23 protein-coding genes are annotated in these 21,193 nt (G+C 64.7%); 11 read left to right on the forward strand and 12 right to left on the reverse strand.

Annotation, left to right across the window (positions count from 1 at the left end):
- Positions 1–56: 56 nt before the first annotated feature.
- The 3 genes from rsmD to OEG79_RS01985 are packed head-to-tail and all read right to left on the reverse strand — an operon-like array spanning position 57 to position 3,500.
- The gene (gene rsmD / locus OEG79_RS01975) at positions 57–677 is read right to left on the reverse strand and encodes a 16S rRNA (guanine(966)-N(2))-methyltransferase RsmD (protein WP_264147217.1); all 621 of its coding nucleotides are present in this window, start codon (positions 675–677) and stop codon (positions 57–59) included.
- Positions 677–2,137 carry a M16 family metallopeptidase gene (locus OEG79_RS01980; RefSeq protein WP_264147218.1) on the reverse strand — a complete coding sequence of 487 codons (1,461 nt, stop codon included), beginning with the start codon at positions 2,135–2,137 and terminating at the stop codon, positions 677–679. The genes rsmD and OEG79_RS01980 overlap by 1 nt, the downstream gene beginning before the upstream one ends.
- Positions 2,127–3,500, reverse strand: coding sequence for a M16 family metallopeptidase (locus OEG79_RS01985; protein WP_264147219.1), 1,374 nt, complete (start codon positions 3,498–3,500; stop codon positions 2,127–2,129). Before OEG79_RS01985 ends, OEG79_RS01980 begins: the two co-directional genes overlap by 11 nt.
- A gap of 143 nt (positions 3,501–3,643) precedes the next feature.
- Here OEG79_RS01985 and ftsY point away from each other — a divergent pair, with 143 nt between their 5' ends.
- The 5 genes from ftsY to OEG79_RS02010 all read left to right on the forward strand — a co-directional run bounded on the left by ftsY (position 3,644) and on the right by OEG79_RS02010 (position 8,316).
- Complete coding sequence (gene ftsY, locus OEG79_RS01990; RefSeq protein WP_264147220.1) at positions 3,644–4,966, forward strand: signal recognition particle-docking protein FtsY; 1,323 nt, start codon at positions 3,644–3,646, stop codon at positions 4,964–4,966.
- On the forward strand, positions 4,963–5,631 hold the full coding sequence (gene ftsE / locus OEG79_RS01995; protein WP_013717545.1) for a cell division ATP-binding protein FtsE: 669 nt from the start codon (positions 4,963–4,965) through the stop codon (positions 5,629–5,631). Before ftsY ends, ftsE begins: the two co-directional genes overlap by 4 nt.
- Complete coding sequence (gene ftsX / locus OEG79_RS02000) at positions 5,631–6,647, forward strand: permease-like cell division protein FtsX (RefSeq protein WP_264147221.1); 1,017 nt, start codon at positions 5,631–5,633, stop codon at positions 6,645–6,647. Before ftsE ends, ftsX begins: the two co-directional genes overlap by 1 nt.
- A 142-nt stretch (positions 6,648–6,789) precedes the next feature.
- Positions 6,790–7,644: an RNA polymerase sigma factor RpoH gene (gene rpoH, locus OEG79_RS02005; protein WP_264147222.1), complete on the forward strand. Its 855-nt coding sequence runs from the start codon at positions 6,790–6,792 to the stop codon at positions 7,642–7,644.
- A gap of 63 nt (positions 7,645–7,707) precedes the next feature.
- The gene (locus tag OEG79_RS02010; RefSeq protein WP_264147223.1) at positions 7,708–8,316 is read left to right on the forward strand and encodes a hypothetical protein; all 609 of its coding nucleotides are present in this window, start codon (positions 7,708–7,710) and stop codon (positions 8,314–8,316) included.
- 6 nt (positions 8,317–8,322) lie between these two features.
- Here OEG79_RS02010 and mtgA read toward each other — a convergent pair whose 3' ends face one another.
- Complete coding sequence (gene mtgA, locus OEG79_RS02015) at positions 8,323–9,051, reverse strand: monofunctional biosynthetic peptidoglycan transglycosylase (RefSeq protein WP_264147224.1); 729 nt, start codon at positions 9,049–9,051, stop codon at positions 8,323–8,325.
- Positions 9,052–9,270: 219 nt separating this feature from the next.
- Between mtgA and OEG79_RS02020 the strand changes: the two genes are divergently transcribed.
- The 6 genes from OEG79_RS02020 to OEG79_RS02045 all read left to right on the forward strand — a co-directional run bounded on the left by OEG79_RS02020 (position 9,271) and on the right by OEG79_RS02045 (position 14,247).
- Entirely contained in the window at positions 9,271–9,642 is a 372-nt protein-coding gene (locus OEG79_RS02020; RefSeq protein WP_264147225.1) for a DUF423 domain-containing protein, read from the forward strand.
- Between the two features lie 102 nt (positions 9,643–9,744).
- Complete coding sequence (gene thiS, locus OEG79_RS02025; RefSeq protein ID WP_264147226.1) at positions 9,745–9,945, forward strand: sulfur carrier protein ThiS; 201 nt, start codon at positions 9,745–9,747, stop codon at positions 9,943–9,945.
- A gap of 18 nt (positions 9,946–9,963) precedes the next feature.
- Entirely contained in the window at positions 9,964–10,758 is a 795-nt protein-coding gene (locus OEG79_RS02030) for a thiazole synthase (protein WP_264147227.1), read from the forward strand.
- A gap of 66 nt (positions 10,759–10,824) precedes the next feature.
- Positions 10,825–11,541: a tRNA (guanosine(46)-N7)-methyltransferase TrmB gene (trmB, locus tag OEG79_RS02035; RefSeq protein WP_264147228.1), complete on the forward strand. Its 717-nt coding sequence runs from the start codon at positions 10,825–10,827 to the stop codon at positions 11,539–11,541.
- Positions 11,542–11,719: 178 nt separating this feature from the next.
- Positions 11,720–13,063 (forward strand): DUF1329 domain-containing protein, encoded by a 1,344-nt coding sequence (locus OEG79_RS02040; RefSeq protein ID WP_264147229.1) that lies wholly within the window; start codon positions 11,720–11,722, stop codon positions 13,061–13,063.
- Between the two features lie 107 nt (positions 13,064–13,170).
- The gene (locus OEG79_RS02045; protein ID WP_264147230.1) at positions 13,171–14,247 is read left to right on the forward strand and encodes an NAD(P)-dependent alcohol dehydrogenase; all 1,077 of its coding nucleotides are present in this window, start codon (positions 13,171–13,173) and stop codon (positions 14,245–14,247) included.
- A 40-nt stretch (positions 14,248–14,287) separates the two neighbouring features.
- Here OEG79_RS02045 and OEG79_RS02050 read toward each other — a convergent pair whose 3' ends face one another.
- From OEG79_RS02050 to OEG79_RS02085, 8 genes are all read right to left on the reverse strand, one after another.
- A complete protein-coding gene (locus tag OEG79_RS02050) occupies positions 14,288–14,611 on the reverse strand; it encodes a DUF3392 domain-containing protein (protein WP_061240213.1) in 324 nt (107 codons plus the stop codon).
- Between the two features lie 95 nt (positions 14,612–14,706).
- Positions 14,707–15,867 carry a radical SAM family heme chaperone HemW gene (gene hemW / locus OEG79_RS02055; protein ID WP_264147231.1) on the reverse strand — a complete coding sequence of 387 codons (1,161 nt, stop codon included), beginning with the start codon at positions 15,865–15,867 and terminating at the stop codon, positions 14,707–14,709.
- On the reverse strand, positions 15,864–16,472 hold the full coding sequence (rdgB, locus tag OEG79_RS02060) for an RdgB/HAM1 family non-canonical purine NTP pyrophosphatase (protein WP_413247523.1): 609 nt from the start codon (positions 16,470–16,472) through the stop codon (positions 15,864–15,866). Before rdgB ends, hemW begins: the two co-directional genes overlap by 4 nt.
- Positions 16,465–16,881, reverse strand: a complete 417-nt coding sequence (locus OEG79_RS02065; protein WP_264147232.1) for a DUF4426 domain-containing protein — start codon at positions 16,879–16,881, stop codon at positions 16,465–16,467. Before OEG79_RS02065 ends, rdgB begins: the two co-directional genes overlap by 8 nt.
- A 14-nt stretch (positions 16,882–16,895) precedes the next feature.
- Positions 16,896–17,516 carry a methionine biosynthesis protein MetW gene (gene metW / locus OEG79_RS02070; RefSeq protein ID WP_264147233.1) on the reverse strand — a complete coding sequence of 207 codons (621 nt, stop codon included), beginning with the start codon at positions 17,514–17,516 and terminating at the stop codon, positions 16,896–16,898.
- 2 nt (positions 17,517–17,518) lie between these two features.
- On the reverse strand, positions 17,519–18,658 hold the full coding sequence (metX, locus tag OEG79_RS02075; protein WP_264147234.1) for a homoserine O-succinyltransferase MetX: 1,140 nt from the start codon (positions 18,656–18,658) through the stop codon (positions 17,519–17,521).
- An 84-nt stretch (positions 18,659–18,742) separates the two neighbouring features.
- Positions 18,743–20,719 (reverse strand): dynamin-like GTPase family protein, encoded by a 1,977-nt coding sequence (locus OEG79_RS02080; protein WP_264147235.1) that lies wholly within the window; start codon positions 20,717–20,719, stop codon positions 18,743–18,745.
- Between the two features lie 182 nt (positions 20,720–20,901).
- Complete coding sequence (locus OEG79_RS02085) at positions 20,902–21,192, reverse strand: DUF167 domain-containing protein (protein WP_264147236.1); 291 nt, start codon at positions 21,190–21,192, stop codon at positions 20,902–20,904.
- Between the last annotated feature and the right edge of the window lies 1 nt (position 21,193).

Below are 21,193 nucleotides of genomic sequence, written 5' to 3' on the forward strand. Positions count from 1 at the left end.
CTCCTCTCCCATAAATGGGAGAGGGAGCAGTTCTGTGCAGACCGCCAGCATGAGGTCTACGCGGATGCCAGGGAAGCGCCACGCTGCCACAGCGCGTAATGCACCTGGCCGGTGTGCTTCTCCCGATGCAGGCGCCAGTTACCGGGCAGGCCCAGGGTCGAAGGCGCGGTTTCGCTTTCGGTATAGATCCAGGCGTCGTCGGCCAGCCAGCCTTGTGTTTCAAGCAGGGTGCAGGCGCTCTGCAACAGGTCCTTGTGGAAGGGCGGATCGAGCAGAACGATATCGAAGCGCCTTGGTGCCGGGCGTGCCAGCAGCTGCAGGGCGTCACCCAGCTGTATTTCGCCATTCGTGCATTGCAGCGTCGCCAAGTGCCCACGCAGCGCGCTTACCGACGCCGGGTTGAGGTCACAGGCCAGGCCGCTGGCCGCGCCGCGCGACAGGGCTTCGAGCAGCAGCGCGCCGCTGCCGGCGAAGGGGTCGAGCACGTGGGCGCCTTCCACGTAGGGCGCCAGCCAGTTGAACAGCGTTTCGCGTACCCGGTCCGGGGTCGGGCGCAGGCCCGGACCGTCAGGAAAGGCGAAACGCCGCGAACGCCACTGCCCGCCGATGATGCGCAACTGGCCCTGGCCGCCATGGGCCTTGCCCGCAGCGGGTTTCTGTGGGCTACGGCCGCGCATCAGTGCGGCACCGCGCTGGGCTGCTCGGCCGGGCGCTCGGTGGGCGGCGGCAGCTCCTTCTGTGGCACTGTCGGGCCGGCGGTAACCACCACCAGCGCTTCGGGATCGAGCTGCCTGGCCATGGCAGCCTTCACCTGCTCGGTGGTCAGGTTCTGCACGTCACGCATGAAGTCGTCCAGGTAGCTCAGCGGCAGGTCGTAGAAGCCCATCGATGCCAGCTGGCCGACGATATCGGCATTGCTCGCAGTAGACAGCGGGAAACTGCCGGCCAACTGACGCTTGGCATCGTCCAGCTCCTTCTGCGTAGGCCCCTCGCGCAGGTACTCGCCAAGCAATTGCTTGACCAGCGCCAGCGTGCCTTCGCTGAGGTCGGCACGGGTCTGCAGGTTGATCATGAACGGGCCGCGTGCCTGCATGGCGCTGAAGCCGGAGTAGACGCCGTAGGTCAGGCCGCGCTTCTCGCGCACTTCACTCATCAGGCGGGTGCCGAAGCCGCCGCCACCGAAGATCTGGTTGCCCAGATACAGCGCGGCGTAATCCGGGTCGCGGCGGTCGATGCCGAGTTGGGCGAGCAGCAGATGGGTCTGATTGGACGGGTATTCGATATGACTTTCGCCGGGCTTGGGCGCCTGCGGCTGGGCAATCTTCGCCAGAGCCGGGCCTTGCGGCAGGGCGGCCGACACCTGGTTGGCGATGGCCTCGGCTTCGCTGCGCGAGAGATCGCCGACCAGGGCGATCACCGCATTGCCGGCCGCATAGGCGCGGGCATGAAATGCCTGCAGCTGCTGACGACTGATGGCCGGGATCGATTGCGCCGTGCCGTCGCTCGGGTGGGCATAGGGATGCTGGCCGTACAGGCGCTCGAACAGTTCGAGGCTGGCCAGCTTGCCCGGGTTCTGCTTCTGGTACTCGAAGCCGGCCAGCAGCTGGTTCTTGATCCGCGCCAGCGAGTCGGCCGGAAAAGTGGGTTTGCCCAGCACATCGGCGAACAGTGCCAGCGCCGGTTCACGCTGTTCGCGTGCACTCAGGCTGCGCAGGCTGGCCACGGCCATGTCGCGGTAGGAACCGTTGCCGAATTCGGCGCCGAGGCCTTCGAAGCCGGCGGCGATGGCGCCGACGTCCTTGCCCGGTACTCCCTCGTTGAGCATGGCATTGGTCAGCGTGGCCAGGCCGGGTGCGCCGCCGTCCTGGCTGCTGCCGGCCGCAAAGGTCAGGCGCAGGTCGAACATCGGCAGCTCATGGGCTTCGACGAACAGCACCTTGGCGCCCTGGGCCGTTTGCCAGGTCTGGATATCCAGGGTACGGCGCGTTGGCGCCTTGCCGTCCAGCGCAGCTAGCGACTGCAGCTTGGCGGCATCGCCTGTCACTGCACTGTCGGACAGACTGGCGCAGGCGCCCAGCGCCAGGGCAGTGGACAGAACCAGGCCGAGCAGGCCCAGGCGGCGTTGCTCAGTCTTCATGGCGGGACTCCTCATCGCGGGACTCTTCGGGCAGAACGTGGGCGACACTCAGGCGCCCGTGAACGAAGAAGGTACGGGCAGCCTGCTGGATGTCGGCCGGGGTCACGGCTTCCAGTTCGGCCAGTTCCTGATCGATCAGCTGCCAGGACAGGCCGACGGTTTCCAGTTGGCCGATGCTGGTGGCCTGGCTGGTGATCGAGTCGCGCTCGAATACCAGGCCGGCGATGACCTGGGCGCGCACTCGCGCCAGTTCGTCAGCCGATGGCGGGGCTTTCTTCAACTCCTCCAGCTCGCGCCACAGACCGGCCTCGGCCTGCTCCAGCGTCCTGCCCTTCTGCACGTTGGGCGTCGCCGAGAGGACGAACAGGCTGTCGCCACGGGTGAAGGCGTTGTACCAGGCGCTGGCGCCGGACACGAGTTCCTCGCCGCGCTCCAGGCGTGTGGACAGGCGTGCGCTGTAACCACCATCGAGCAGGGCCGCGGCCAGGCGCAGGGCGTAGACCTGGCGTGGCGTTTCGCTGGTGGCCAGGCCCGGCACGTTGAAGCCCATGATCAGATTGGGCAGTTGGGTCTTGAGATACAGGGTGGTGCGTCGTTCGCCCGCTGCAGCCAGCTCCAGCGGCAGTTTGGCGGTCGGCACCTCGCGGCGCGGGATGTCGCCGAAGTAGCGCTGCACCTGGGTCCTGACCTCATCCACGTTCACGTCGCCGACCAGCACCAGAGTGGCGTTGTTCGGCGCGTACCACTTCTGGTACCAGGCGCGCAGCTCGTCGATCTGCATGCGTTCGAGGTCGGCCATCCAGCCGATGGTGGGGATGCCGTAGCCGCTGGCCGGGTAGGCCATGGCCTTGAAGCGTTCGAAGGCCAGCGAGGACGGGCGGTCGTCGGTGCGCAGGCGGCGCTCTTCCTTGATGACTTCAATTTCCTTGGCGAACTCGTCTGCCGGCAGCTTCAGGCTGGAGAGACGGTCGGCTTCCAGCTCCAGTGCCACGCCCAGGCGGTCGCTGGCCAGCACCTGGTAGTAGGCGGTGTAGTCGTCGCTGGTGAAGGCGTTCTCTTCGGCGCCCAGCTCACGCAGGATGCGCGAGGCTTCACCGGGGCCGAACTTGCGGCTGCCCTTGAACATCATGTGTTCCAGTGCATGGGACAGGCCGGTGGAGCCGGGCGTCTCGTAGCTGGAGCCGACCTTGTACCAGAGCTGGGAGACCACCACCGGGGCGCGGTGATCCTCGCGGACGATGACCTTGAGGCCGTTGTTGAGGGTGAATTCGTGGGTTGGTTGAGCGGAAGACGCGAAGGCCGCGAGTGGCACGCAAAGGGCGCCGAACAGCAGGCCGATGGAACGGCGGGCAATGGCATTCATTGAAAGTCAGACCTGTCGGATAGCCTGGGCGGTCGTACCGCCGGCGGGCGAAGAGGTGCTAGGATACCCCATCCTTTTCCGGGGCGGCGCGGCAGGGCTTTTGCAGCCTGTCAGCGTCCGCTCCCCTGAGATGCAAGCGACCCATGTTTGGTTCCAATGACGACAAGAAGTCGCCGGCCGAGGCTGGCGCGCAGACCCCGCCTGTGACCGAAGAAAAGAAATCCCTGTTCAGCTGGTGGCGCAAGAAACCGGCAGAGACCGTTGCCGAGCCGGCACAGCCCGCCGAGCAGGCTGCTGTCCCGGCACCTGGCGAGCCGTCGACGCCTGAGCCTGTCCCCGAAGCCGCGCCGACAGTCGAGTCGCAAGTGGCCGACGCCATGCCTGCTCCGGCCCCGCAGCCTGCGCCGCCAGTCGCCGAAACCCCGGCTGCCGCACCTGTGCCGGCCGAGCCGCCAGCCGTAGCCGAGCCCGTCATCGAGGCCGCTGCGGTAGCTGCTGCGCCAGCACCTGCCGCCGCATCGGCCACGCAGGACAAGCCCGGCTTCTTCGCCCGCCTCAAGCAGGGCCTGTCGAAGACCAGCGCCAGCCTCGGTGAAGGCATGGCCAGCCTGTTCCTCGGCAAGAAAGCCATCGACGACGACCTGCTCGACGATCTGGAAACCCGCCTGCTGACGGCCGACGTCGGCGTTGAAGCGACCACCACCATCATCGGCAACCTGACCAAGCGCGTGGCGCGCAAGGAACTGGCCGACAGCGGCGCGTTGTACAAGGCTCTGCAGGAAGAGCTGGTCGGCCTGCTCAAGCCGGTCGAGCAGCCGCTGGTCATCGACGGCGCCAAGCAGCCCTACGTGATCCTCGTGGTCGGCGTGAACGGCGTGGGCAAGACCACCACCATCGGCAAGCTGGCCAAGAAGCTGCAGCAAGACGGCAAGAAGGTCATGCTCGCCGCCGGCGATACCTTCCGCGCCGCGGCCGTGGAACAGCTGCAGGTCTGGGGCGAGCGCAACAACATCGCGGTCATCGCGCAGCACACCGGCGCCGATTCGGCCTCGGTGATCTTCGATGCGGTGCAGGCTGCCAAGTCCCGTGGCATCGATGTGCTGATCGCTGATACCGCCGGGCGCCTGCACACCAAGGACAACCTGATGGAAGAGCTGAAGAAGGTCCGTCGGGTGATCGGCAAGCTGGACGAGACGGCTCCGCACGAAGTGTTGCTGGTGCTCGACGCCGGTACCGGCCAGAACGCCATCAGCCAGGCCAAGCAGTTCAACCAGACGGTGAACCTCACCGGCCTGGCGCTGACCAAACTCGACGGCACCGCCAAGGGCGGTGTCATCTTCGCCCTGGCCAAGCAGTTCGGCCTGCCGATTCGCTACATCGGCGTGGGCGAGGGCATCGATGACCTGCGTCCGTTCGAGGCGCAGGCTTTCGTCCAGGCACTCTTCGAGGAGCGTGAGCGCGGATGATCCGATTCGAGCAGGTCGCCAAGCGTTATCCCAATGGCCATGTCGGGCTGCACGAGCTGACTTTCCGCGTTCGCCCCGGCGAATTTCTCTTCGTCACCGGACACTCCGGTGCCGGCAAGAGCACGCTGCTGCGCCTGCTGCTGGCGATGGAGCGGCCCACCAGCGGTAAATTGCTGCTGGCCGGGCAGGACCTGTCGACCATCACCAACGCGCAGATTCCCTTTCTGCGCCGGCAGATCGGCGTGGTGTTCCAGAACCACCAGCTGCTGTTCGACCGTACTGTGTATGACAACGTCGCTTTGCCGCTGCAGATTCTTGGTCTGTCCAAGCCGGAAATCGCCAAGCGCGTCGGCGCAGCGCTGGAGCGTGTCAGCCTGAGCGACAAGGCTGCGCAGGCGCCGGGTGATCTGTCCACCGGCCAGCAGCAGCGCGTCGGCATCGCCCGCGCCATCGTCCACCGTCCGGCGCTGCTGCTGGCGGACGAGCCAACCGGTAACCTCGACCCGCGCCTGGCCGCCGAGATCATGGGCGTGTTCGAGGACATCAATCAGCTGGGCACCACGGTGCTGATCGCCAGCCACGACCTGGCGCTGATCGCACGCATGCGTCAGCGCATGCTCACCCTGCAACGCGGTCGCCTGATCGGTGACGGGGAGGCTGCCTGATGAGCGCATCGAAGATGCCCACGCCGCAACCGGCCGAGCGGGTCGGCGCGGCGCCGCGCAACAAGGTGGTCGATCGCCCGGCCGATGAGCCGGATTTCCGTACGCTGTTCCATGCCTGGCTGGAAAGCCATCGCGCCAGCCTGGTGGATAGCCTGCGCCGGTTGGGGCGCCAGCCCATCGGCAGTTTCTTCACCTGCTGGGTGATGGCTGTGGCGCTGAGTCTGCCCATGGGCCTGTCGCTGCTGCTGGACAATGTCGAGAAACTCGGCGGCTCCTGGCAGCGCGCAGCGCAGATTTCCCTGTTCCTCGACATGTCCGCGGGCGAGCCTGACGGCCAGGCGCTGCGCGAGCAGATCGCGGCAATGGATGACGTCGCCGAAGCGGAGTGGATCAGCCGCGAGCAGGCGCTGGAAGAGTTCCAGCAGCTGTCCGGCCTGGGGCAGGCGCTCAAGGAACTGCCGGAGAACCCTCTGCCAGGAGTCGTGCTGGTGACGCCCAGGGAGGTTGACAGGGCCAAGCTGGAAGCCTTGCGCCAGCGCCTGGCGGAGTTGCCCAAGGTGGAGCAGGCGCAGCTGGATCTGGTCTGGGTCGAGCGTCTGACCGCCATCCTCAAGCTGGGTGATCGCTTCGTCTTCGGCCTCAGCCTGCTGCTGATCCTGGCCCTGCTGCTGGTGATCGGCAACACCATCCGCCTGCATATCGAGAATCGCCGCGCCGAGATCGAGGTGATCAAGCTGGTAGGTGGAACCGATGGCTACGTGCGGCGTCCCTTCTTATATATGGGCGCACTCTACGGTTTCGGTGCGGGCATCTTCGCCTGGCTGCTGCTGGCCTTCGGGCTGGATTGGCTGAACGATGCCGTAGTACGTCTGGCCGGTCTTTACGGTAGCGATTTCGCCCTGGGTGGCGTACCTTCTGGCGACGGTTTTTCGCTGCTGCTCGGCGCCGTGCTGTTGGGCTATATTGGCGCCTGGCTGGCGGTAGCGCGTCATCTGAACGAGCTGGCACCCCGTTAGGGCGCTGTTCGAAACCAATGTACGCACGCTGCAAGTCATTGTTTTGGTTGATATTGACTATCTGATACGGAACTTATCCACAGGCTCCGCATCATATAGCGCAGTGTTACACTGCACGAGTTTCGTGAATCGGAGGATTCGAATGTCCACTTCCTTGCAACCTGTCCATGCCCTTGTTCCAGGCGCCAACCTGGAAGCTTACGTGCATGCGGTCAACAGCATTCCGCTGCTGACGCCCGAGCAGGAGCGTGAACTGGCCGAAAATCTCTACTACCGGCAGGATCTCGAGGCCGCCCGCCAGATGGTGCTGGCCCACCTGCGTTTCGTGGTTCACATCGCGCGCAGCTACTCCGGTTATGGCCTGGCTCAGGCGGATCTGATCCAGGAAGGCAACGTCGGCCTGATGAAGGCGGTCAAGCGCTTCAATCCGGAAATGGGTGTACGTCTGGTGTCCTTTGCAGTGCACTGGATCCGTGCGGAAATCCACGAGTTCATCCTGAAGAACTGGCGCATCGTCAAGGTGGCCACCACCAAGGCGCAGCGCAAACTGTTCTTCAACCTGCGCAGCCAGAAGAAGCGTCTGGCCTGGCTGAACAACGATGAAGTCACCGCTGTGGCCGAAAGTCTGGGTGTCGAACCGCACGAAGTGCGCGAGATGGAAAGTCGCCTTACCGGTCAGGACATGGCGTTCGACCCGGCCGCCGATGCCGACGATGACAGCGCCTTCCAGTCGCCTGCGCATTATCTGGAGGATCATCGCTACGACCCGGCTCGCCAGCTCGAGGACGCCGACTGGAGTGACAGCTCCAGCAGCAACCTGCACGAAGCGCTGGAAAGCCTGGATGAACGCAGCCGCGACATCCTCTACCAGCGCTGGCTGGCCGAGGAGAAGGCGACGCTGCATGACCTGGCCGCCAAGTACAACGTTTCGGCCGAGCGTATCCGCCAGCTCGAGAAGAACGCGATGAACAAGCTCAAGGGCTGTATCGCCGCCTGAGTCTGTCGTTACTCCGAAAAGCCGCACCCTGGTGCGGCTTTTTTTCTGTCTGGAGCCATAGCCTTGAACAAAGCCCCGCTTAAAGCGCAGCACTGGCTGATATTCGTCATCGTTGCAGTGCTGTTCTTCGCCTGGGGCGCCTGGTTGATGCGCGGTACCGAGGTCAGGCCGGTGGCCAATCTGCAGCAGTGGCGCGATGCGCTGTTGCAGCCGCTGGCCGAGGACGAGCTGGCTCTGGGTGATCTGCGGGCGTTGGCCCCGGGGGAGCTGTGGCTGGAGCCGCGCCTCGATGGTATGCGGCTGTCCTATCGGGCGAGGCCTGAGGGGGAGGAGGGCGAGTGGTCGCTGCAGGCCGAACTGGGCTTGAGTCAAGGTCAGCGCGACAGCCTGATGGCAGCACAGGGCCTGGAGCCTGGCGACGCCGAATTGGCTCTGGATGAGTCGCTGGCCGAGCAGATGGCCTCTTTCGCCATTACCAGTCTCAATCTGAATGCGCCGCAAGCGCTGGCCGGCGAGCGCCTGGCCGTCAGCCTCGGGCCGCCGCGCCTGACTCTGGAGCTGACTGACGGCCAGGCCTGGGTTTATCCGCAATGGGGTCTGACCGTGCACCTGCATGGCGAAGACGTCGCGCTGCTGCATGCAGTGCCGCGCAAGGCGTTTCGCAGCCGCTAGCCCGGTCTACAGCCAGCGCGGCCAGCCGTCCGGGCGCTTGGGTTTGAGCTGGTTGAGGTAGTGACTGCCGCCAAGCTGGTTCACCTGCTGGCGGATCCACGCCGCACGCCGGAGCACATAGCTATCCGGACGACCTGCGCTCCAGCGCAGCGGGTTGGGCAGTACGGCGGCCAACTGGCTGGCCTGCTGGCGATTCAGATAGGGCGCGCCAACAGCGAAATGATGTTGTGCGGCCGCTTCGGCGCCGAAGATGCCGTCGCCCCATTCGACGCTGTTGAGGTAGACCTCGAGGATGCGCTCCTTCGACCAGAGCAGTTCGATCAGCGCCGTGAACCAGGCCTCCAGTCCCTTGCGCACCCAGCTACGACCGGACCAGAGGAACAGGTTCTTGGCCACCTGCTGGCTGAGGGTGCTGGCACCGCGTAGCGAACCGCCGCTCTGATTGTGGGCCAGTGCCGCCTGGATGGCGTCCATGTCGAAGCCCCAGTGCTCGGCGAACTTCTGGTCCTCGGCGGCTATCACCGCCATCTTCAGGTGATCCGGCAGCTCGTTCCAGGGGCGCCACTGACGCTTGAGGTCCAGCGCTTGCCCACTGTTCCAGGATTCGATCTTGCGTTCGATCATCAGCGCCGTGCCGGGTGGTGGTACCCAGCGCAATACGAGCACCAGCAGGGCACTGGCCAGCATCAGCCAGAGCAGCAGTTTCAGCAGGCGGCAGGTCAGGGTTCGGAGCATTGAGATTTCGCAATGATCGGAGGGTGGCGCTATTAAAACAAAAAATCGCCGGGTGCGATTTCTGACGTCGCTTGCGACGGCCCGCAGGGATGCCGCCAGGATGGCTGGCAACAGAAAACGCGCCTGACACAGGTCCGGGGCCGGGTGTGACAATGACGACCCTCTTGCCCCGGGTCTCAGTGGTTAAACTGCATCCAGTCGATTCCTTCTGGAGGTTCCATGGCCCGTCTCTGGCTGTTGTTATCCGCTTTCGCCGGCTTTACTGGTGTGGCTCTGGGCGCTTTTGCGGCCCATGGTCTGAAACACCGGCTGACGCCCGAACATCTGACGGTGTTCCAGACCGGCACGCACTACCAGCTGATTCACGCGCTGGCCCTGTTCGGCGTTGGCCTGCTGGCGCTGCACCTGCCCGGACGACTGGTCAACCTGGCCGGCGGGGCCTTCACCCTGGGCATTCTGCTGTTCTCCGGCAGCCTCTACCTGCTGACCCTCAGCGGCATCGGCAAGCTTGGCATCATCACACCCTTTGGCGGTGTGGCCTTCCTGATCGGCTGGCTGTGTCTGGGGCTGGCGGCCTGGAAGCTGACCTGACCCTGGCGTCAGATATGAGGACGAATGGCGCCTTTTAGCCTTGGTCGTGGCCAGTTAAAGGGCTAGAATGCCCGCCCTCTTCCTAGTTGTGACCGAGTCGTCATGCGTATCCAGTTGAATGGTGAAGCCTTCGAACTGCCGGATAACCAGACCGTCGCCGACCTGTTGGTTCGCCTCGACCTGACCGGGCGCCGTGTGGCGGTCGAACTCAATCTGGACATCGTTCCACGCAGCCAGCACGACAGCACCCTGCTCGCCGAGGGTGATCAGGTGGAAGTGGTGCACGCCATCGGCGGCGGTTGACTTCACGAGGAGTATTCCATGAGCCAAGTTCGCAGCGACAAGCCCTTCACCCTGGCTGGTCGTACGTTCCAGTCGCGTCTGCTGGTCGGTACCGGCAAGTACAAGGATATGGACGAGACCCGTGACGCCATCGCCGCTTCCGGTGCCGAGATCGTCACCGTGGCGGTGCGCCGCACCAACATCGGCCAGAACCCCGGTGAGCCGAACCTGCTCGATGTGATCAGCCCCGACAAGTACACCATCCTGCCCAATACCGCCGGTTGCTACGACGCCGTCGAGGCTGTACGTACCTGCCGCCTGGCCCGTGAGCTGCTCGACGGCCACAACCTGGTCAAGCTGGAAGTGCTGGCTGACCAGAAGACCCTGTTCCCCAACGTCATCGAAACCATCAAGGCTGCCGAAGTGCTGGTCAAGGACGGTTTCGACGTTATGGTCTACACCAGCGACGACCCCATCATTGCCCGTCAGCTGGCCGAGATCGGCTGCATCGCGGTGATGCCGCTGGCCGGCCTGATCGGTTCGGGCCTGGGTATCTGCAACCCGTACAACCTGCGCATCATCCTCGAGGAATCGAAGGTGCCGGTGCTGGTCGATGCCGGTGTAGGCACCGCTTCCGACGCCACCATCGCCATGGAACTGGGCTGCGAGGCGGTGCTGATGAACAGCGCCATCGCCGAAGCGCAGGATCCGGTGCTCATGGCTCGCGCCATGCAGCACGCCGTCGAGGCAGGACGTCTGGCCTACCTGGCCGGCCGTATGCCGAAGAAACTCTACGCCAGCGCGTCGTCGCCGCTGACTGGTCTGATCAAGTAAATGACGATCTGCCGTGTGCCGGCCCGCCGGCACGCCAGGTCGTAAAGCAATCTACAAGAGCTCAGCATGACCGATATCCAGCAGCCCGAACTGACCGACGATGGTCGCCAGCGCCGTACCATCAAGAGCTTCGTGATGCGCGCCGGGCGCATGACCGAAGGCCAGCAGCGTGGTCTGGACAAAGGCTGGCCGCTGTTCGGTCTCGAGCTCGAAGACGGCCTGCGCGATTTCGATCAGGTATTCGGTCGCAGTGCACCGCGCACCTTCGAGATCGGTTTCGGCATGGGCCATTCCACTCTGGAAATGGCTGCTGCCGCGCCCGAGCAGGACTTCATCGGCGTCGAGGTGCACAAGCCCGGCGTCGGCGCGCTGCTCAATGGTGCCATGGCGCAGGACCTGAGCAACATCCGCGTGTACAGCTGCGATGCGCTGGAGGTGCTGCGCGACTGTGTCGCCGATGCCAGCCTCGACCGCGTGCTGCTGTTCTTCCCCGATCCCTGGCACAAGTCGCGTCACCACAAGCGCCGCATCGTGCAGCCGGCCTTCGCTGAGCTGGTGCGCCGCAAGCTGAAGATCGGCGGTGTGCTGCATATGGCCACCGACTGGGAAAACTACGCCGAGCACATGCTCGAGGTGATGAATGCTGCGCCGGGCTACCGCAACCTGGCGGCTGATGGCACCTATGTGCCGCGCCCCGAGGAGCGCCCGGTGACCAAGTTCGAGCGCCGCGGCGAGCGCCTCGGCCATGGTGTATGGGACCTCAAGTTTCAGCGCCAGGAGTGATGTCCGGTGATCCTTGCTCGCAGGATCGCCCAGCCTTAGAAACGACAGGATGCATGACTAGATCGGGATAACCCGGCAAAGCCAGGACGGCACCTCACCGACACAACAACGATAAACATGCCTGAAAGGCCTGTAGATATTGGCGACGCCGCTGCCATGGCGCCGCAAGGAGAGCATTGTGTTGAGATCGGTTTCCATTCTTTTGCTGACTGCCCTGGCCCTTCAGGCCCAGGCGAAGGTCGATGCCAGTCAGGCTGCGCGCCTGGAGCGGGACCTGACCCCGCTGGGCGGCGAGCGGGCAGGTAATGCTGCCGGCACCATTCCCGCCTGGACGGGCGGCCTGGCGACTCCGCCAGCTGGCTACCAGCCCGGCATGCACCACCCGGACCCATACGCAGGCGACAAACTGCTGTATCGCGTCGACAGCCAGAACCTGGCGCAGTACGAACCGCAACTGCCGATCGGCCTCAAGACCCTGCTGCAGGAGAACCCCAGCTTCTACCTGCGGGTCTTCCCGACCCGCCGCAGCGCTGCAGCGCCGCAGCGTATCTATGACGCCACGCGCTTCAATGCACAGAATGCCGAGCTGATTTCCGGTGGCAATGGTGTGCAGGGCGCAGCTGCCGGCGTGCCGTTCCCCCTGCCGCAGACCGGTCAGGAGGCCATCTGGAACCACATCATGCGTTACCGTGGTGACCAGATCAGCATGGCCACCAACCAGGCAGCAGTGCTCGCCAACGGCAGCTACAACCTGCTCAAGCTCGAGCGCGACGTCTATTTCCTCTATGGCCGCGAAGGCGTTGCCCCGCAGGATCTGGACAACACCCTGTTCTACTATCGGTACAAGGTCGTGGCACCGGCCAAGCTGGCCGGCTCGGCGCTGGTGGTGCAGGAGACGCTCGATCAGGTACTGGCGATTCGCAAGGCCTGGCGCTTCAACCGCGGTGAGCGCCGTGTACGCCGCTTGCCGATGCTCGCCTATGACACCCTGCAGCCCGATACCAACGGCATGGCCACTTCTGACCAGGTGGACGCCTACAATGGCGCGCCGAATCGTTACGAATGGCAACTGTTGGGCAAGCGCGAGATGCTGGTGCCCTACAACAGCTACGCCGTGCACCAGCAGGGCATTCCTTACGCCGACATTCTGCAGACCAAGCACGTCAATCCCGAGTTGCTGCGCTACGAGCTGCATCGCGTCTGGGTGGTCGAGGCCGACCTGCGCAAGGGCTTCAGCCACCCTTACGCCAAGCGCCGCTTCTACCTGGACGAAGACAGCTGGCAGATCCTCGCCGTCGACCTCTACGACCGCAGCGGCAAGCTGATCGGCCTGCAGGAAGCGCACCCGATCAGCTACTACGACGTGCCGATGTTCGGTTCGACCCTGGAGACCATCTACGACTTCAAGGGCGAGCGCTACTTCGCCGACGGTCTCGACAACAACGAGAAGATGTACGACTTCAACGCCAAGCTGGGGCCGCGCGACTTCACCCCCCAGGCGCTGCGCCGCGAAGGCAACTGAGCCACGGGCCGTGTGAACGGCCCCTCTGCCCACTGTTTGATCCACGACAACACTGCCGCTGCCCGCTGGGCTAGAGTCAGCTATCTGGATCCAATGGAGGCAGGACAATGGGCCTGATGAAAGCTGCGGTATTTGTAGAGCCCGGGCGTATCGAACTGGTGGAAAAACCCATTCCGCCAGTTGGCCCCAACGATGCGCTGGTACGCATCACCACCACCACCATCTGCGGTACCGACGTGCACATCCTCAAGGGTGAGTACCCGGTGGCCAAGGGCCTGACCGTGGGTCACGAGCCGGTGGGGATCATCGAGAAGCTGGGCAGCAACGTGCAGGGCTACCAGGAAGGTCAGCGGGTCATCGCTGGTGCCATCTGCCCCAGCTTCACCTCTTACGCCTGCCAGGACGGCTATCCGTCGCAGGACGGTGGCTGCCAGTGCCATGGCTACAAGCCCATGGGGGGCTGGCGTTTCGGCAACAGCATCGACGGCACCCAGGCCGAGTACGTATTGGTGCCCGACGCCCAGGCCAACCTGGCGCCGGTGCCGGACGGCCTGAGCGACGAGCAGGTGCTGATGTGCCCGGACATCATGTCCACCGGCTTTGCCGGCGCCGAAGCGGCCAATATCAGGATCGGTGATGTGGTGGCGGTGTTCGCCCAGGGGCCGATAGGCCTGTGTGCGACCGCAGGTGCCAAGCTGCGCGGTGCCAGCACCATCATCGCCATCGACGGTGTCAACGAGCGGTTGGAGATCGCCCGCCAGCTGGGCGCCGATGTCACCCTGAACTTCCGCGAAGTGGACGTGGTGGACGAGATCCTCAAGCTCACCGGTGGCCGCGGTGTGGACGCCTCGATCGAGGCGCTGGGCCTGCAGAGCACCTTCGAACAGGCGCTACGGGTGCTCAAGCCGGGCGGCACGCTGTCCAGCCTGGGTGTCTACTCCAGCGATCTGACCATCCCGCTAGGGGCCTTCCATGCGGGCCTCGGCGATCATCGCATCGTCACCTCGCTGTGCCCGGGCGGCAAGGAGCGCATGCGGCGTCTGCTCAACGTGGTGGCCTCCGGCCGCGTCGAGCTTGGCGCGCTGGTGACCCACGAATACCGCCTGGATGACATCGTCGCGGCCTACGATCTGTTCGCCAACCAGCGCGACGGCGTGCTCAAGGTGGCGATCAAACCGTTCTGAAACCTCGGCCCTGCGCGCTGCCGACGGCGCGCAGGGCGTTCTAGTTGCGGTCGGCGAGTATTCCGATCACCACGAAGATCAGGATCAGCACCGGTGCCAGGGTGAAGTTGTTGAAGTAGGCCAGGCCCTTGGCCAGCCAGGGGGTAAGGAACACGATCGCCAGGCCATAGCCCACTGCGCAGAACACCACGAACAGCAGCGTGCGCAGGACGAAGTTGAGGTTGCCGATGGTGCGCTGGACCCAGGCGTTGATGGCCGGGCCGAACAGCACCAGCAGGGTGGCCATGATGGCCAGGGAGATATCGCTGAGGTGGCTGCGGCTCCAGCGCGACAGGGTGACGATCAGGTCCAGTAGCAGATCCATTCAGGCTCCTTGAATGCGAAACGAGCGGCGCGGCGGCATTGGCCGTTGCGCACGAGGGCTCTAGCGTAACGGATTGCCGCCGCGCAGTGGGTGATCTAGGCCAGGAACAGCTGCAGCAGATCGTTGAGAAACAGCTGACCCTTGGGCGTGGCGACCAGGCGCGCCGGATCACGTTGCAGCAGGCCGCGTTGCTCGGCTTCCCGACGTGCTTCGGCCAGTTGCTGCAATGGCAGACCGGTGCGCTGGCCGAACAGCTCGCTCGGCGCGCCTTCGGTCAGGCGCAGCACGTTCATCAGGTACTCGAACGGCAGTTCGTCGGCTTCGAGTACGCGCTCGCCGGCCTGGAAGGCTTTGCTGCGGTCCAGATAGTCCTTGGGCAGACGGGTTTTCCAGGTGCGCTGAATGCGTCCTGCGGGCGTGCTCAATTTGGCGTGGGCGCCGGCGCCGATGCCGAGAAAGTCGCCGAAGGTCCAGTAGTTGAGGTTGTGCCGCGCCTGCTTGCCTGGCCGGGCGTAGGCGGACACCTCGTACTGCGTGTAACCCTCGGCAGCGAGCAGCGCCTGGCCGGCTTCCTGGATGTCCCATAGCAGGTCGTCTTCCGGCAGTTGCGGCGGCTGGCTCCAGAACACCGTGTTCGGCTCCATGGTCAGCTGGTACCAGGACAGGTGCGTCGGGCCCTGGCTGATGGCCGTGCGCAGGTCGAACAGGGCGTCCTCGATGCTCTGCTCGGGCAGGCCGTGCATCAGGTCGAGGTTGAAGTTGTCGAAACCGGCGGCGCGCGCCATGCCGGCAGCGCGGATGGCCTCGTCGCCATCGTGGATGCGCCCCAGCGCCTTGAGCTTGTCCTGCTGGAAGCTCTGCACGCCGATGGACAGGCGATTGATGCCGAGGCTGCGATAGCCCTTGAACTTGGCCTGCTCGAAGGTGCCGGGGTTGGCTTCCAGGGTGATTTCGATGTCAGGCGCGAAAGCGACACGACGCTCTACGCCCTCAAGCAGCCGGCCGAGGGCGCGGTCGGAAAACAGGCTGGGTGTGCCGCCACCGAAGAAGATCGAGATCAGCGGCCTGCCGTGGACGTGCTGCAGGTCGGTATCGAGATCGGCCAGCAGTGCGTCGACGTACTCTTCTTCAGGCAGTGTTGGCCCGGCGGCGTGGGAGTTGAAGTCGCAGTAGGGGCATTTGCGCACGCACCAGGGGATGTGGATGTACAGCGCCAGGGGCGGGAGCAGGAAACTCCCGCCAGCGGTATTGCTCATGCCAGCTCCAGGCGCTGCTTGAGCAGGGCCATGGCTCGGGCGCGGTGGCTGAGACGGTTCTTCTGCTCGGCCGGCAGCTCGGCGCTGGAACACTGGGTTTCCGGTACCCAGAACAGCGGGTCGTAACCGAAGCCGTGTTCGCCACGGGCCTTGTGCAGGATGCGCCCGTGCCACAGGCCCTCGCAGAGGATCGGCAGCGGGTCGTCGGCATGTCGCACCAGTGCCAGGGCGCAGACGAACTGCGCGCCGCGCTGCTCGTCGGGCACGTCCTTGAGAGCCTGGAGCAGCTTGGCATTGTTCGCCGCATCGCCCTGGCCGTCTGCATAACGCGCAGAGTAGATGCCCGGCGCGCCGCCGAGGAAGTCCACTGCCAGGCCGGAGTCATCGGCCAGGGCCGGCAGGCCGGAGATGCGTGCGGCGTTGCGCGCCTTGAGGATGGCATTCTCGACGAACGACAGGCCGGTCTCTTCCGGCTCGACCTGGCTGAACTCGCCGATCGAGCGCACGCGTACGGCGTCGCCGAGCATGGCCTGCAGCTCCTTGAGCTTGCCGGCGTTATGGCTGGCCAGTACTAGCTCCTTGAAAGCACTCACGGGCTTAGTCATCCGGGAACATTTCCTGGTTGAAGGTGATGCGGTGGGCGTCGTCGCCCTGGCGTACGTCGAGGGTGAAGCCGAGCACTTCGCGGGTCTTGAAGGGGAACTGCGCCAGGTAATAGATGGCCTCGCCTTCGCTGACCTGACGGAACGTCAGCGCGGTGCTCTTGCCCAGCAGGTCCTTCACCTCGCCACCGACCACTGCGGTGCTGGGCTTGCCGGCCTTGAGCACGGCGACGTTGATCACGCCCTGGGTCTTGCTGCGCACCAGGCCGGCGGCGCTGGCGATATCCGGCTGGATGAAGCTGGAATTGAACACGCTGTAGTGCACGTCGAGATCGCCGAAGCTCTGCTTGCGCTCGGCGACAGCCGGCAGGGCCATGCACAGGGCGATCAGGAAGGGAATGATGCGGCGCATGATGTTCTCCTCGTTCAGACCGCGACGCGGTGGGCGGACAGGCCCGCGCCGCTGATGCGGTAGATGCCGATCTCGCCCAGCAGGTTGGGCCAGATGCGGCTGGCGATACCGTGGCGATGGTCGCGGTCCACCGCCAGGCGTTCTTCCACACGGGCGCCCTGGGCGTGGCACAGGCGCTCGAAGTCCTCGAAGGTGCAGAAGTGGATGTTCGGCGTGTTGTACCAGGTGTAGGGCAGGAAGTCCGAAACCGGCATGCGACCTTTTGTCGTCAGGTACCAGCGGCAGCGCCAGTGGCCGAAGTTGGGGAAGGTGATGATGCAGGTCTTGCCGACGCGCAGCATCTCGGCCAGTACCTTGTCCGGGTAGTGCAGCGCCTGCAGCGACTGGGTCATGACCACCACGTCGAAGCTGTTGCTGGCGAAGTTGCCCAGGCCCAGGTCGAGGTTCTGTTCGATGACGTTGACGCCGCGCTCGATGCACAGGGCGATCTTGTCCGGGTCGATTTCCAGGCCGTAGCCGGAAACCTGCTTGTTGTCGCGCAGCCAGGCGAGCAGCTCGCCGTCGCCGCAGCCCAGGTCGAGCACACGGCTGCCCGGGGCGATCCATTCCTGGATGATGTCCAGATCCGCTCGCATGCTCATACCTCGATTCGCTTCATGTAGCTGCCGAATGCCTGCAGGTAACGCGGGATCGGCATGAGGAAGGCGTCGTGGCCCTGCGGTGCGTCGATCTCCAGGTAGCAGACGTTCTTCTTCGCCGCCGTCAGCGCGTCGACGATCTCCCGCGAGCGGGCGGGGGAGAAGCGCCAGTCGGTGGTGAAGGACATCAGGCAGAAGTCCGCCCTGGCCACGGCCAGGGTCTTGGCCAGGTCGCCGTCATGCGCGGCGGCCGGGTCGAAGTAGTCCAGCGCCTTGGTCATCAGCAGGTAGGTGTTGGCGTCGAAGCGACCGGAAAATTCCTCGCCCTGATAGCGCAGGTAGCTTTCCACCTGGAACTCGACGCTGTGGAAGTCGTAGTTGAGCTTCTCGCTCTTCAGGCCGCGGCCGAATTTCTCGCCCATGGCGTCATCGGACAGGTAGGTAATATGGCCGACCATGCGCGCCAGCATCAGGCCGCGCTTGGGGATCACGCCCTGTTCCTGGAAATGTCCGCCATGGAAATCCGGGTCGGTGAGAATGGCCTGACGCGCCACTTCATTGAAGGCGATGTTCTGCGCCGACAGCTTGGGCGCCGAGGCAATGGCCAGGCAGTGACGCACGCGCTCGGGGTAGCTGATGGTCCATTGCATGGCCTGCATGCCGCCGAGGCTGCCGCCGATCACTGCCGCCCACTGCTCAATGCCCAGAGCATCGGCCAGGCGTGCCTGGCTGTGTACCCAGTCTTCGACGGTCATCACCGGGAAGTCGGCGCCATAGGGCTTGCCGGTTGCCGGGTTGGTGCTGCTGGGGCCGGTGGAGCCGTTGCAGCCGCCGAGGTTGTTGAGGCTGACGACGAAGAACTTGTTGGTGTCGATCGGCTTGCCGGGGCCGATGCAGCTGTCCCACCAGCCGGGTTTACGGTCATCCGGGCTGTGGTAGCCGGCGGCGTGATGATGGCCGGACAGGGCGTGGCAGATCAGCACGGCATTGCTGCGCTTGGCATTGAGCTCGCCGTACGTTTCGACGACCAGCTCGTACTCGGCCAGGCTGCGCCCGCAGGCCAGGGCCAACGGTTCGCTGAAACGGAACACCTGGGGGCTGACCAGGCCGACGGAATCTTCGGGAAATGCAGTAGGCATGGAGGCGCTGCTAATGAATCGGAGGAGGCCGCCAGTCTAAAGAGCACCGTCGGCAGCAGCAAGCGAGCAGGACGTCCGCTTGCGCTACAGACCTTGCTGGCGTGCTGCCACCGGCAGGCTGACCACCTTGCCCTGGCGCTGAACAGGTGCCGGGCGGCGCAGCACGCGGAGCATGTCGCTGGCCTGGGCCAGTTGCTGCTCCAGCTCTTCCTGGTAGCGCGCCAGTTGCTGGCTGCGCTTGCGCGTCTGCTGGGTTTCCTGAGCCAGCGCCTTGAGGCGCAGCATGTGGCTTTCCAGCATCTGCTTGTGTTCCAGGGTGTGCTGCATCAATGGCATCAGCGCGTCGGCGGCCCACTGTTCGGCGTCCAGGCGCAGGCGCTGGTGCAGACCGATCACTTCCTGGGCCAGGGTGGCGAAGAAACGCCGGGTCAGGCTGCGTTGCTCGGTAAGCAGGGTTTTCACGTGCAGGCGGAACTGGTCGCCCTTGGCCTGCAGCTTCTGCAGCTCGCGCAGGTAGCGCTGGATCTTGAACTGCGGCGCGTCGACGCCACCCAGCGGATTGCCTTCGTTATGCCGGCGATAGATGGCGGCGACCATCTTGTTGGCCATCTCCGCTTCGTGCTCCAGGTTGTGGAGATCCTGCTCGACGGCGCGGAAGAACTGCAGGATGGCCTGGTTGATGCCGAGGGTGGTCCAGCTGCCGGTGAGGTTGCGGCGGACTTCGTTCAGGTGCTGTTCCAGGCGTTCGGCACGTGCGGCATGGCGCAGCAACTGACCCTGGCGCTGCAACAGGCGCTGATTGGTCTTCAGGCCGAGCAGGCGCTTGTGGTGCTGGTTGTGGTCTTCCTTGGTCTTGGCGGTCAGCTCGAACAGCAACTGGCCGTTGTCCTGTTCATGATTGCCGAGCAGGGCCAGTTGTTCGCTGACCTTTTCCAGGCGCAGGTTGAGTACATGCTGGCTGTTATTCACCAGCGCCAGAACCTGGCGCACCACATGATCTTCGATCAGGCGTTCCTTCTGCGTGACGATGCGCTCGCACAGCAGATTCTCCAGGTTGGCGAGCTGGCTGCGGGCCAGCAGTAGCTCGTCCTTGCGCACCTTGGCCAGCAGCGCCTGCTTGGCCGACAGAGGCAGCACGTCCTGCTTGGCGATGCCCAGTTGCTTGGCGGTGGCGCTCTGTATCTGGCTGATGGCGTTCTGCACGAAGGACTCGCCGGCCAGGTCGTCCCAGAGCACGTCGATCTTGTTCAGCACCGCGAACAGGCTGGTCTGGGTGTCTTCATCGAGCTGACGGATGTGCTGCTGCCAGATGCTCATGTCGCTGGCCGTCAAGCCGGTGTCGGCGGACAGCAGGAAGATGATCGCCTGGGCGTTGGGCAGCATCGACAGGGTCAGCTCCGGCTCGCTGCCCAGGGCGTTGAGGCCGGGGGTGTCGAGGATGCGCAGGCCCTGGCGCAGCAGCGGATGATCGAAGTTGACCATGGCATGGCGCCAGGCTGGTACCAGCACCTGGTCGCGCTTGCCAGTGCTTTCGAGCATGTCCGGGTGGAAGCCGAGCTGGATCGCCTGTTCCACCGGCATGGGCTTGGTCTTGGCCACCTGGCTGAAGGCAAGGGCCATGTTTGCCGGGTCGCTGGTATCCAGCGGGATGTTCACCCAGTGGCGAGGGATGCGCTTGAACTGCGCGATGCTGGCCGAGGCCGTGCGCGTCTCGATCGGCAGCAGGCGAATGTAGGGGCGTTCCGAGCGCGGGTCGAAGAACAGCTCGGTAGGACACATGGTGGTGCGCCCGGCATGCGAAGGCAGCATGCGCTGGCCGTACTCGGAGAAGAACAGGCTGTTGATCAGCTCGGTCTTGCCGCGTGAGAACTCGCCGACGAAGGCCAGGGTGATGTGGTCGGTGCGCAGGACCTTCAGCGCGCGTTCGAGCTTGGCCTGAACGGCATCGGAGTTGAGCCGGTTGTGCTCCAGCCAACTGCGATAGCGCGTGATCTCGCGCATCAGTTCGCGTTTCCAGGTGACGTAGGCATCTACCTGCTGGCTGAGACGTTCCATGCTCATCCTGGCTCTCCTCTCGGCAAGATCATCCACTTGCTGGGGCTGCGTGACGGTTCGGTTGGGGTTGCCGCCACGAAGCACGGCGTATCACGAGAACACCCTGCATTATGCGAGCTGCAGGGTCGCCGTCAATTGGCCGCGGCTACAGTCCCGCCTTATGGTCGGCCAGGGCTGCCGAGTGGTCGTCAGGTGCGCTGCAGGCCGGGGATCGGCGGCAGCGTCTGTGGGGCGCGGATGCGCAGGCGCTTCTGCCGGTTGAGCTCGCCGCTTTCCAGGCTTACCTGGCTCTTGGCGACGCCGAACGCCTTGGCCAGGAAGGCCTGTAGGTGCGCGTTGGCCTTGCCGTCGACCGGCGGAGCGGTGAGGCGGATCTTCAGTCGCTCGCCATGCAGCCCGGCGAACTCGTCCTTGCTCGCCTTGGGCTGCAGATGACAGTCGAGGATCAGGTCCTCACCGTCCCAGCGGTAGAAGCTCATG

The organism is Pseudomonas sp. Z8(2022), assembly GCF_025837155.1.
Classification (GTDB): Bacteria; Pseudomonadota; Gammaproteobacteria; order Pseudomonadales; family Pseudomonadaceae; genus Aquipseudomonas.

Coding starts and splice junctions, on each gene's coding strand:
- ftsE (WP_013717545.1), top strand. CDS start 4,963: ATGATCCGATTCGAGCAGGTCGCCAAGCGTTATCCCAATGGCCATGTC.
- OEG79_RS02065 (WP_264147232.1), bottom strand. CDS start 16,881: ATGCGCCGCATCATTCCCTTCCTGATCGCCCTGTGCATGGCCCTGCCG.
- OEG79_RS02080 (WP_264147235.1), bottom strand. CDS start 20,719: ATGAGCATGGAACGTCTCAGCCAGCAGGTAGATGCCTACGTCACCTGG.
- OEG79_RS01985 (WP_264147219.1), bottom strand. CDS start 3,500: ATGAATGCCATTGCCCGCCGTTCCATCGGCCTGCTGTTCGGCGCCCTT.
- trmB (WP_264147228.1), top strand. CDS start 10,825: ATGACCGATATCCAGCAGCCCGAACTGACCGACGATGGTCGCCAGCGC.
- OEG79_RS02050 (WP_061240213.1), bottom strand. CDS start 14,611: ATGGATCTGCTACTGGACCTGATCGTCACCCTGTCGCGCTGGAGCCGC.
- hemW (WP_264147231.1), bottom strand. CDS start 15,867: ATGAGCAATACCGCTGGCGGGAGTTTCCTGCTCCCGCCCCTGGCGCTG.
- mtgA (WP_264147224.1), bottom strand. CDS start 9,051: ATGCTCCGAACCCTGACCTGCCGCCTGCTGAAACTGCTGCTCTGGCTG.
- rpoH (WP_264147222.1), top strand. CDS start 6,790: ATGTCCACTTCCTTGCAACCTGTCCATGCCCTTGTTCCAGGCGCCAAC.
- rdgB (WP_413247523.1), bottom strand. CDS start 16,472: ATGACTAAGCCCGTGAGTGCTTTCAAGGAGCTAGTACTGGCCAGCCAT.
- OEG79_RS02030 (WP_264147227.1), top strand. CDS start 9,964: ATGAGCCAAGTTCGCAGCGACAAGCCCTTCACCCTGGCTGGTCGTACG.
- rsmD (WP_264147217.1), bottom strand. CDS start 677: ATGCGCGGCCGTAGCCCACAGAAACCCGCTGCGGGCAAGGCCCATGGC.
- thiS (WP_264147226.1), top strand. CDS start 9,745: ATGCGTATCCAGTTGAATGGTGAAGCCTTCGAACTGCCGGATAACCAG.
- OEG79_RS01980 (WP_264147218.1), bottom strand. CDS start 2,137: ATGAAGACTGAGCAACGCCGCCTGGGCCTGCTCGGCCTGGTTCTGTCC.
- OEG79_RS02085 (WP_264147236.1), bottom strand. CDS start 21,192: ATGAGCTTCTACCGCTGGGACGGTGAGGACCTGATCCTCGACTGTCAT.
- ftsX (WP_264147221.1), top strand. CDS start 5,631: ATGAGCGCATCGAAGATGCCCACGCCGCAACCGGCCGAGCGGGTCGGC.
- OEG79_RS02045 (WP_264147230.1), top strand. CDS start 13,171: ATGGGCCTGATGAAAGCTGCGGTATTTGTAGAGCCCGGGCGTATCGAA.
- ftsY (WP_264147220.1), top strand. CDS start 3,644: ATGTTTGGTTCCAATGACGACAAGAAGTCGCCGGCCGAGGCTGGCGCG.
- OEG79_RS02020 (WP_264147225.1), top strand. CDS start 9,271: ATGGCCCGTCTCTGGCTGTTGTTATCCGCTTTCGCCGGCTTTACTGGT.
- metW (WP_264147233.1), bottom strand. CDS start 17,516: ATGCGAGCGGATCTGGACATCATCCAGGAATGGATCGCCCCGGGCAGC.
- metX (WP_264147234.1), bottom strand. CDS start 18,658: ATGCCTACTGCATTTCCCGAAGATTCCGTCGGCCTGGTCAGCCCCCAG.